Annotated in this window: 7 protein-coding genes and 3 tRNA genes; 2 read left to right on the top strand and 8 right to left on the bottom strand. The window is 64.5% G+C overall.

The features are described from left to right. The 6 genes from tuf to AC5P8D_RS18625 all read right to left on the bottom strand — a co-directional run bounded on the left by tuf (position 1) and on the right by AC5P8D_RS18625 (position 3,853). A complete protein-coding gene (gene tuf, locus AC5P8D_RS18650) occupies positions 1 to 1,191 on the bottom strand; it encodes an elongation factor Tu (protein WP_014036096.1) in 1,191 nt (396 codons plus the stop codon). A gap of 41 nt (positions 1,192 to 1,232) precedes the next feature. Further along, positions 1,233 to 1,308 (bottom strand) — tRNA-Thr (locus AC5P8D_RS18645). Positions 1,309 to 1,357: 49 nt separating this feature from the next. Next, a tRNA-Gly gene (locus tag AC5P8D_RS18640) sits at positions 1,358 to 1,431 on the bottom strand. Positions 1,432 to 1,455: 24 nt separating this feature from the next. Then, a tRNA-Tyr gene (locus AC5P8D_RS18635) sits at positions 1,456 to 1,541 on the bottom strand. 137 nt (positions 1,542 to 1,678) lie between these two features. Continuing rightward, the gene (locus AC5P8D_RS18630; protein ID WP_049480240.1) at positions 1,679 to 2,695 is read right to left on the bottom strand and encodes an isoaspartyl peptidase/L-asparaginase family protein; all 1,017 of its coding nucleotides are present in this window, start codon (positions 2,693 to 2,695) and stop codon (positions 1,679 to 1,681) included. A gap of 138 nt (positions 2,696 to 2,833) precedes the next feature. After that, positions 2,834 to 3,853, bottom strand: coding sequence for a cyanophycinase (locus tag AC5P8D_RS18625; RefSeq protein ID WP_143994220.1), 1,020 nt, complete (start codon positions 3,851 to 3,853; stop codon positions 2,834 to 2,836). 170 nt (positions 3,854 to 4,023) lie between these two features. Here AC5P8D_RS18625 and AC5P8D_RS18620 point away from each other — a divergent pair, with 170 nt between their 5' ends. Then, positions 4,024 to 6,780, top strand: coding sequence for a TonB-dependent receptor plug domain-containing protein (locus tag AC5P8D_RS18620; protein WP_495203566.1), 2,757 nt, complete (start codon positions 4,024 to 4,026; stop codon positions 6,778 to 6,780). Between the two features lie 156 nt (positions 6,781 to 6,936). On the opposite strand, the gene AC5P8D_RS18615 is transcribed toward AC5P8D_RS18620, so the two are convergent. Then, positions 6,937 to 7,338 (bottom strand): VOC family protein, encoded by a 402-nt coding sequence (locus AC5P8D_RS18615; RefSeq protein ID WP_071306386.1) that lies wholly within the window; start codon positions 7,336 to 7,338, stop codon positions 6,937 to 6,939. 188 nt (positions 7,339 to 7,526) lie between these two features. On the opposite strand from AC5P8D_RS18615, the gene AC5P8D_RS18610 reads away from it, so the two are divergent. Then, positions 7,527 to 7,709 (top strand): hypothetical protein, encoded by a 183-nt coding sequence (locus tag AC5P8D_RS18610; RefSeq protein ID WP_071306387.1) that lies wholly within the window; start codon positions 7,527 to 7,529, stop codon positions 7,707 to 7,709. A gap of 491 nt (positions 7,710 to 8,200) precedes the next feature. Here AC5P8D_RS18610 and ychF read toward each other — a convergent pair whose 3' ends face one another. Continuing rightward, entirely contained in the window at positions 8,201 to 9,292 is a 1,092-nt protein-coding gene (ychF, locus tag AC5P8D_RS18605) for a redox-regulated ATPase YchF (RefSeq protein WP_495203565.1), read from the bottom strand. Between the last annotated feature and the right edge of the window lie 62 nt (positions 9,293 to 9,354).

The raw sequence follows: 9,354 nt of genomic DNA, 5'->3' as shown, positions 1-9,354 counted from the left end.
TTACTCGATGATCTTCGAGACCACGCCGGCGCCGACGGTACGGCCGCCTTCGCGGATGGCGAAGCGCAGGCCTTCGTCCATTGCCACCGGGTTGATCAGGGTGACGACCATCTTGACGTTGTCACCCGGCATCACCATTTCGACGCCTTCCGGCAGTGCAGCTGCGCCGGTGATGTCGGTGGTGCGGAAGTAGAACTGCGGACGGTAGCCGTTGAAGAACGGGGTGTGACGGCCACCTTCGTCCTTCGACAGGACGTAGACTTCGCCTTCGAACTTGGTGTGCGGCTTGATCGTGCCCGGCTTGGCCAGGACCTGGCCACGCTCGACGTCGTCACGCTTGGTGCCGCGCAGCAGCAGGCCAGCGTTGTCGCCTGCCTGACCCTGGTCCAGCAGCTTGCGGAACATTTCAACGCCGGTCACGGTGGTCTTCTGCACCGGACGGATGCCGACGATTTCGATTTCGTCGCCAACCTTGATCACGCCGCGCTCGATACGACCGGTCACCACGGTGCCGCGGCCCGAGATCGAGAACACGTCTTCCACCGGCATCAGGAACGGCTTGTCGATCGCACGCTCCGGCTCCGGAATCCAGCTGTCCAGGGCATCGACCAGCTTCAGGATGGCCGGCACGCCGATGTCGCTCTGGTCGCCTTCCAGCGCCAGGCGGGCCGAACCGGCGATGATCGGGGTGTCGTCGCCCGGGAACTCGTACTTGCTCAGCAGTTCACGCACTTCCATCTCGACCAGCTCGAGCAGCTCGGCGTCGTCAACCATGTCGGCCTTGTTCAGGAACACGACGATGTACGGCACGCCGACCTGACGCGACAGCAGGATGTGCTCGCGGGTCTGCGGCATCGGGCCGTCAGCAGCCGAGCACACCAGGATCGCGCCGTCCATCTGGGCGGCACCGGTGATCATGTTCTTGACGTAGTCAGCGTGGCCCGGGCAGTCAACGTGGGCGTAGTGACGGATCGGGGATTCGTATTCGACGTGCGCGGTCGAGATCGTGATACCACGAGCCTTTTCTTCCGGCGCGGCGTCGATCGAGGAGTAGTCCTTGAACTCGCCACCGAAGCGCTCGGCACCGATCTTGGTCAGTGCGGCGGTCAGCGTGGTCTTGCCGTGGTCGACGTGACCGATGGTGCCGACATTGACGTGCGGCTTGGTGCGCTCGAACTTACCCTTGGCCATGGCTGCTTATCTCGAATTCGTCTGAGAGGTGATGCTTAAGATGGTGCTCACGAAAGGAATCGAACCTTCGACCTCTTCCTTACCAAGGAAGTGCTCTACCGACTGAGCTACGTGAGCCGAGTTTTGCATTATGACATGAACTCGATAATATTCAAAGTTCATTCAATGGAGCGGGAGACGGGAATCGAACCCGCACCATCAGCTTGGAAGGCTGAGGTTCTACCATTGAACTACTCCCGCGCCGGGAATGTCACAACGTGAAACTGGTGGAGGGAGGTGGATTCGAACCACCGAAGGCGTAAGCCAGCAGATTTACAGTCTGCCCCCGTTGGCCGCTTGGGTATCCCTCCTTACCACCCCATTCCGTTGCCGCCGAAGCGTTGCGGTGTGTGGTGGTGAGCCGCTTATTCTGCTGATGGGACGGGGGGCTGTCAACGCTTTTTTCCACTTTTTTCACACGCTGTCGCAAACCCATTGATACGCAAGGTTATTGCCCGGGGACCGGCAGGGTCTCGCTGGCGAAAATTGCGACATGAGGGACACCGTCGCCGCCAATCCAGCCCCGATACATGCCCTGGGTGTTGAACGGCGTGGCCATTTTTCCATCTGCGCCGAGCACGATCGCACCGCCATCGCCGCCCATCTGCGGAATCGTCTCGTTGATCACGCCCTTGCCGGCCTGCTCCGGGCTCTGCCCCTGGTAACGCATGCGCGCGCAGATCTCGTGCGCGGCGGCAGTACGGATGTAGTACTCGCCCCAGCCGGTGCCAGACACCGCACATCGCGCGTCAGCCCAGGTACCGGCGCCGATGATCGGCGAATCACCCACGCGCCCATAGCGCTTGTTGGTCATGCCGCCAGTGGAAGTACCAGCGGCCAGGTGCCCCTGTGCATCCAATGCGACTGCACCGACGGTCCCGAAGTGCTTTGCGGTCTCCAGATCGGCATGCGCCTGGCCGCCGGCCTCTTCCTTCAGTGCACGCTGCAGCTGCTGCCAGCGCTTTTCCGTACGGAAGTAGGAGGGATCGACCAGAGAAATGCCCTGCTCGACCGCGAAGGCTTCGGCGCCCTGCCCGACCATCATCACATGCCTGGACTTCTGCATCACGGTCTGCGCCAGCAGGATCGGGTTGCGCACCCGCTGCACGCCCGCCACCGCGCCCGCCGCCTGGCTCGCGCCGTCCATGACGGCCGCATCCAGCTCGTTGTGGCCGTCGTGGGTGAACACCGCGCCCTTGCCGGCGTTGAAGGTGGGATCGTCCTCCAGCACGGTGATCGCGGCGGTGACAGCGGCCAGCGCGGGGCGACCCGCTGCCAGCTCCGCATGCCCCTTCAACAGGGCCGCCCGCAGCGCGTCACGTGCGGCCTTTTCCTCGGCCGGCGACAGGTCCTTGCGCTCGACGCCAGCGCCGCCGTGGATGACCAGCAGCGGCGAAGCCGTCGGTGCAGCCTGGACAAGCGTGGGCAGGGACAACAGTGCGGACAGCGCCAGGCGCAGTTTCATCGGGTACGTCTCCAGCAGGTGGGCAAGGGAGGCATCATCGTAGAGCCGAGCCCATGCTCGGCTGATGCCTCGGTTGAAAGGCAGCCGAGCGCGGGCTCGGCTCTACAGCATCCCATGCGTGGCCACAGGATCGCCGGGTCACTGGCGGATGACTTCGATCTCGCCGTCGCTGACGTCGGCCACGGCCTGGTAGTCGGCCTCGGCCTGGAAGTCATCCAGGCGCATGCGGCCGCCGCTGGCGACCACCGTTACCGGCACCGCGTGGAAGCGCAGCGGCTCACCTTCGACCAGGCGGTCGGCATCGCGGCCGGGGCTGACCACCCAGACCTTGCCCTCGCCGTCAGCACTGTAGACCTGTGCCTGGCCATCGGGCTCCACGCACAGGGCAGTGTCTTCGTCGACGCCGATGCCGACGATGTCGGGGTTGCCACTGTCCTGGGCAGCGCGCGCCACGAACACGATCAGGCGGCCGAGCCGATCGCGCTTGTCGAAGTGGGTGTCGGTGACCACGCGCTGCAGGTAGGGCATCTGCAGGAAGCCACTGTCGATGGTCACCGCACTGCCCATCGGGTCGGCCAGCGCACCGGCGGAGGTGATGCTGCCGCCGTCCATCGCGCCGTAGGCATAGCCACCGAGGATGGCGAGCCCAGCGCTGGTACCGGCAATCGGCTTTCCGGCGCGCACATGGGCGTTGAGCGCGCGGTTGAGCGCGGTGCCCTTCCAGAAGCGGATGTAGCGGGACTGGTCGCCGCCGGCGATGAAGATGGCATCGGCTGCAGCCACCACGCGCAGCACCGCGGGATCATCGGCACCACGGCGATTGTCGAACACCAGCGTCTGCACTGCGGTGGCCCCGCCGATCTCGCGATACAGGCGGTCCTGCAGTTCGTCACTGCCAGAAGCGCGCAGGATCAGCACGCGGCCATTGCCAGCCTGCTTCAGCCACCAATGGAAGGCTTCCGGCACCCATTCGCCACCGCCCATCAGCATCATGGCCGGCGCGCGCGGACCGGGCCGGGGTGCGTCGAGATCCCCGGCTTCGTAGTAGGCGAAACCCGGGCCCTGCAGGTCCTGCGCAAGGGCGGCCAACGGCACGGCCAACACCAGCAGCGCCAGCCAGGCGAAGGGGGCACGCAGGGTCCGATGGAGGCGTCGCATCTTGATCTCCCTGAACAAAATCGACTTGCAAGCGTTTTCACTCTTTGCCAGATAGGGGTCCAGTAGTCAAGGGCATGAAAAAGGCGTTAAATGCGCGCGCCCATTCCGGAAATCTGAATGGGGGACAGGGCCCCTCCTCTGCGGGCCGGCTTCATTTCCGAGAATTCCTCATGCGTAGAAAGGCGATGGCGTGGTCGATCCAGCTGGCGTTGATGGGCGTGGCTGCTTCCGCGGCGGCCCAGGCACCGGCTTCCTCTTCGGTTCAACAACTGGACGCGGTGCAGGTCACCGGTTCGCGCATTCCGCGCGCCCAGGTCGAAGGCCCCGCCCCGATCACGGTGATCAGCGCCGAGCAGATCCGCTCCAGCGGCTTTACCACCGTGCCGGACGTGCTGCGCGCGATGACCCAGAACGGGGGGGAGACCCAGAGCCAGCAGTCCTCCAGTGGCGCTGACTTCTCGCCGGGCGCCCAGCAGGTGGACCTGCGCGGTCTGGGCCCGAATCACACGCTGGTGCTGGTCAATGGCCGCCGCATCGCCGACTTCCCGATGCCGTTCAAGGGCCGCAGCAACTTCACCGATGTCTCCAACATCCCGTTGGGGATGATCGAGCGCATCGAAGTGCTGACCGGCAGCGCCTCGGCCATCTACGGCTCGGACGCGATCGCCGGCGTGGTCAACTTCATCCTGAAGAAGAAGGCCGACGGCACCACGATCGACATGCGCATGGGCACCACCAGCGAAGGCGGTGGCGAGTCGTTCGACATGAGCCTGGCCAGCGGTTTCAGCCGCGGCAATTTCAACGCGGTGTACAGCGTCGAGCTGCAGTCGCAGAGCCCGCTGTGGGCGTACGAGCGCGACATCCAGGATTCGACCCAGGACGCACCGACTGAACGTACGCGCGCCGCTCGCCGCGCCTATCTGCGCACGGACTACAACAACGCCTACCTGGACCCAGGCGCAGCGACCTGCGAAGCACTGGCCGGGCAGAACCAGGGCAGTACCTACCATGCCTACCGGCCGCGCTCCGGCTGGTATTGTGGCAGCGATACGTCAATCGGCTACGGCACCATCCTCAGCAAGCGCCGCGGCGCCAACGGCTACGCTTCGCTCAGCTACGACTTCGACAACGGGCAGCAGTGGTTCGCCGACGTGCAGCTGGGCTATCACACGATGTCGCTGATGCGCGATGTGACGTCCTGGGGCTACATGAGCTCAGACGGCAATGAAGCGGGCTATTTCAGAAACATTGCCAGCACGGAGGCCGATCAACAGATCGAATCCTGGAACCGCCAGTTTTCGCCGGAGGAAATGGGCGGCCTGCGCAACGGCATGGTGCGCAGCACGCAGAAGACCTTCAGCGTGACCACTGGCTTCAAGGGCAATCTGGCCGGCAACTGGGACTACGAGGCCGCACTGAGCCACTCGCAATACCAGTCGCGGATCAGCTGGGCGAAGATCATCGCCGCCAAGGCCAATGATCTGTTCCTGGGCCCGCAGCTGGGCGATTACACCGATGACGAAGGCAACGTATTCCCGATTTTCAATGCCGACCCGTCACGCCTGTACCGGCCGCTGACCCGCGCCGAGTACGATTCGATCGCAGCACGTACCACCTACACCCCGAAGTCGCGCACCGAGACGGCTGCGTTCACGCTGACCAATTCCGCGCTGTTCGGTCTGCCGGGCGGTGATGCCGGCTTCGCCGCAACCGTGGAAGTGGGCCAGCAGGCGTATTCGCTGAATCCCGATCCGCTGGCGACCCAGTACTACTACTACAGCTGGAAGGATTCGGATGGCAACGGTTCGCGCAACCGCTGGGCCACGGCGGCCGAACTGCGCATGCCGCTGCACGAGACGTTCAACCTGAGCGTGGCCGGCCGCTACGACCAGTACCGCTATTCCGGCCACACCATCGGCAAGGCGACCTGGAGCGGTGGCCTGGAATGGCGCCCGATCGACACCCTGCTGGTACGTGGTTCGTATGGCACCGCGTTCCGCGCGCCGGACCTGCACTACGTGTTCGCCGGCCCGGGCAACGACGAGACTGACGTAGTCGATCTGTACGACTGTCGCGCCAATGGCACCGAATGCGACGAAGACGTCAGCATCATCCGCAGCCGCACCGGCAACCGCCGGCTCGACCCGGAAACCAGCACCTCGTGGAGCGCCGGCTTCGTCTGGTCGCCGGCGATCGGCCTGGACCTGTCGGTGGACTGGTTCGACATCGACATGCGCAAGCAGGTGCAGGACATGGACGTGCGCACGATCCTGGCCAGCGAAGCGAACTGCCGCCTCGGCAGTGCCGACATCAACTCGCCGACCTGCGTGGACGCGCTCGACCGCATCACCCGCACCAGTGATGGCCGCCTGTACGGCGTGCGCGTCGCCCCGATCAACGTCGCCCGCGAATCGACCTCCGGCATCGACGTCGGCCTGCGCTACCGCCTGCAGACCGGCATCGGTGATTTCATCCTCAACGGCACCCACACCTGGGTGAAGAAGCACGATTTCCAGCGCTACCCCGGTGACCCCGTCGAAGATCAGTTCGCGGTCAACAGCGGTTTCGATATTCCGCGCACCAAGACCAGCCTGAGCGTGACCTGGGAGAAGGCTGCGTGGTCGGCCACGGTCTACGGTTCACTACTGGGCAAGCTGCCAACCTATGACAGCTACGCCCAGACCTTCGACTGGGACAGCGGTGACAGCCCGTACATCAAGGCGACCTACCGCTACAACGCGTCGCTGCAGTACCGCTTCGACGACCACGCGCGCCTGTCGCTGTCGGTGGTGAACGTCTTCAACAAGATGCCGCCGAAGGACGCCACGTACACCGCGTATCCGTACTACGACGTGTCCTGGTTCGACAGCGTCGGCCGCACCATCAACCTGCAGTACACCCACAAGTTCGGTGGCAGCGCGCTTTAAGGCACGCCGCATTGCAGGATGTGGACGGAAGGACGGAGGCGCAGGCCTCCGTCCTTTTTTCATGACACATGGCTGCTGCAAGGCGTTGAGCAACAGCGGACGCCCGTAACCGGGCAGTGATGGTGCCGCCATCGCAGCACCCGTGCTACGCGCGGTCTAGGCCAGGTCTCCACGATGGACGATGTGGCATTTGTTGCCATCTGGATCGCGCAGATACGCGCCGTAGTAGCCAGCTCCGTAGTGCGGCCGCAACCCTGGCGCGCCCTCGTCGGTGCCGCCGGCAGCGAGGCCTGCCGCATGGGCGGCATCCACCGCGTCCGCGGAGGGCGCGAGGAACGCCACCATGCTGCCGTTTCCATGGCTAGCCGGCTCACGGTCATAGGGCGCGTAGACGTAGAAGCGCGGCAGCGCAACGTGCGCCGTCACCCAGCATGCCGCGGCCGGGCCACCATCGGGCGTGACCGGGCGGCGGCGCATGCCGAGCGGAGTCAGCAGGGCATCGTAGAAAATGGCCGCTGTATCAAGATCGTTGGTACCGACGGTAATGTGACTGAACATGGGATTCTGCCGAGTATCCTTGCGCGGCTGCCGCGTGAGTATTGCGAGGCGATGTGGACCCATCGTACGACAGTACTGCTCGCGAGCTGCCATTCGCGCGTCCACTGCGCCCCGTTCCGGTGTCACCTTGCGGTGGAGGCTGGACATCCGGCGCAACCTACAACGCCCCTCCGCACTGGAAGAATCCAATGAAGCTCATCACCGCTGTACTGCTGCTGGCCACCTGCCTATCTTTTGCTGGATGCTCGCTGCTGTCGGGCCGCTCCATTGCGCACCCCTCGGCGGACTATGCCGAGCGAGCACAGATCACCGTCAATGCAGACGCCGTGGCAAGCGCGCAGCCGACCGTTCCGCCTGCCACCCGACGTTGAGTCAGGCGTAGCTCCGCAGGTTTTCCACATCGCGCGTGGAAAGCGATGGGGGTTTGGTGTGGATAAGCGGGCGCGAGCCATGCACGGCAATCGTTTCAGGGCATGGTGATTTTTTGTCCAGGCGTTGCTGCGGTTTTCCACACAGCACGTGTAAAGCCATGGGAACTTGGTGTGGAAAAGTGGGCGCGAGCGTTGCAGCACAGGCGTTTCGAAGCGTGGCGAAATTTTATCCAGGTCGCGCGGGAAAGCCCCTGTAGAGCCGAGCCCACGCTCGGCTCCGGCTGGCATCAGCCGAGCATGGGCTCGGCTCTACAAAGGCGCCGCGCGGTTTTCCACATCCGGCGTGGAAAGCGATGGGAGTTTGCTGTGGACAAGTGCCGGCGAACATCACGCCGCAAGCGTTTCGCAGCATGGTGATTTTTTGTCCATTGCCAGAAACGCGAACGCCCCGCACAAGGCGGGGCGTCCGGGGTCGATCCGATGCCGCTGGATCAGACGTTGAAGCGGAAGTGCAGGATGTCGCCTTCCTGCACGCGGTACTCCTTGCCTTCCAGGCGCAGGCGACCGGCTTCCTTGGCACCGGCTTCGCCCTTGTACTTGATGAAGTCGTCATACGCGATGGTTTCGGCGCGGATGAAGCCCTTCTCGAAGTCGGTGTGGATGACCGCGGCGGCCTGCGGGGCGGTAGCGCCCTTGCGCACGGTCCACGCGCGGACTTCCTTCACGCCTGCGGTGAAGTAGGTCTGCAGGCCCAGCAGGCTGTAGGCCGCGTTGATCACGCGGTTCAGGCCCGGCTCGCTCAGGCCCAGGTCCGCCAGGAAGGTATCGCGGTCTTCGTCGTCGAGCTGGGACAGCTCTTCCTCGATCGCGGCCGACACCGGCACCACCTGCGCGCCTTCGCCGGCGGCATGCGCGCGCACGGCGTCCAGGTGCGGGTTGTTCTCGAAACCGTCTTCCAGCACGTTGGCGATATACATCACCGGCTTCAGGGTGAGCAGGAACAGGTCGCGTACCAGCGCCTTTTCTTCATCATCCAGGCCGACCGAGCGACCGGCCTTGCCGTCCGACAGCGCGGCTTGCAGCTTGGCCAGCACCGGCTTGCGCGCCGCTGCATCCTTGTCGCCGCCCTTGGCCGCACGCTCGGCACGGTTCAGTGCCTTCTCGACGCTGTCCAGGTCGGCCAGCGCCAGCTCGGTGTCGATGGTTTCGATGTCCGAGATCGGATCGACCTTGCCGGCCACGTGCACGATGTCGCCGTGCTCGAAGCAGCGCACCACGTGGGTGATCGCATCGACTTCGCGGATGTGCGCCAGGAACTTGTTGCCCAGGCCCTCACCGCTGGCGGCACCGGCCACCAGGCCGGCGATGTCGACGAACTCGACCGCGGTCGGGATGACCTTCTGCGGGTTGATGATCGCTGCCAGCTCGTTCAGGCGCGGATCCGGCACCGGCACGATGCCGACGTTCGGCTCGATGGTGCAGAACGGGAAGTTCGCCGCGGCGATACCCGCCTTGGTCAGCGCATTGAACAGGGTCGACTTGCCGACGTTGGGCAGGCCGACGATGCCGCATTTGATACCCATGGGTGACAGCTCTCTGGGGTGAAAGTGATTGGTGAAACAGCGCGCGCGCTGCTTGGCCAATC

The organism is Stenotrophomonas sp. YJH_SMC_101-4 (genome assembly GCF_059370395.1).
Note: the sequence above shows the minus strand (reverse complement) of the source record. Positions and strands in the feature narration are given on the sequence as shown.

Excerpts from the sequence above, each read along its gene's own strand:
- AC5P8D_RS18615 (WP_071306386.1), bottom strand. The coding sequence starts at position 7,338 with ATGTTCAGTCACATTACCGTCGGTACCAACGATCTTGATACAGCGGCC.
- AC5P8D_RS18630 (WP_049480240.1), bottom strand. The coding sequence starts at position 2,695 with ATGAAACTGCGCCTGGCGCTGTCCGCACTGTTGTCCCTGCCCACGCTT.
- AC5P8D_RS18625 (WP_143994220.1), bottom strand. The coding sequence starts at position 3,853 with ATGCGACGCCTCCATCGGACCCTGCGTGCCCCCTTCGCCTGGCTGGCG.
- AC5P8D_RS18610 (WP_071306387.1), top strand. The coding sequence starts at position 7,527 with ATGAAGCTCATCACCGCTGTACTGCTGCTGGCCACCTGCCTATCTTTT.
- AC5P8D_RS18620 (WP_495203566.1), top strand. The coding sequence starts at position 4,024 with ATGCGTAGAAAGGCGATGGCGTGGTCGATCCAGCTGGCGTTGATGGGC.
- ychF (WP_495203565.1), bottom strand. The coding sequence starts at position 9,292 with ATGGGTATCAAATGCGGCATCGTCGGCCTGCCCAACGTCGGCAAGTCG.
- tuf (WP_014036096.1), bottom strand. The coding sequence starts at position 1,191 with ATGGCCAAGGGTAAGTTCGAGCGCACCAAGCCGCACGTCAATGTCGGC.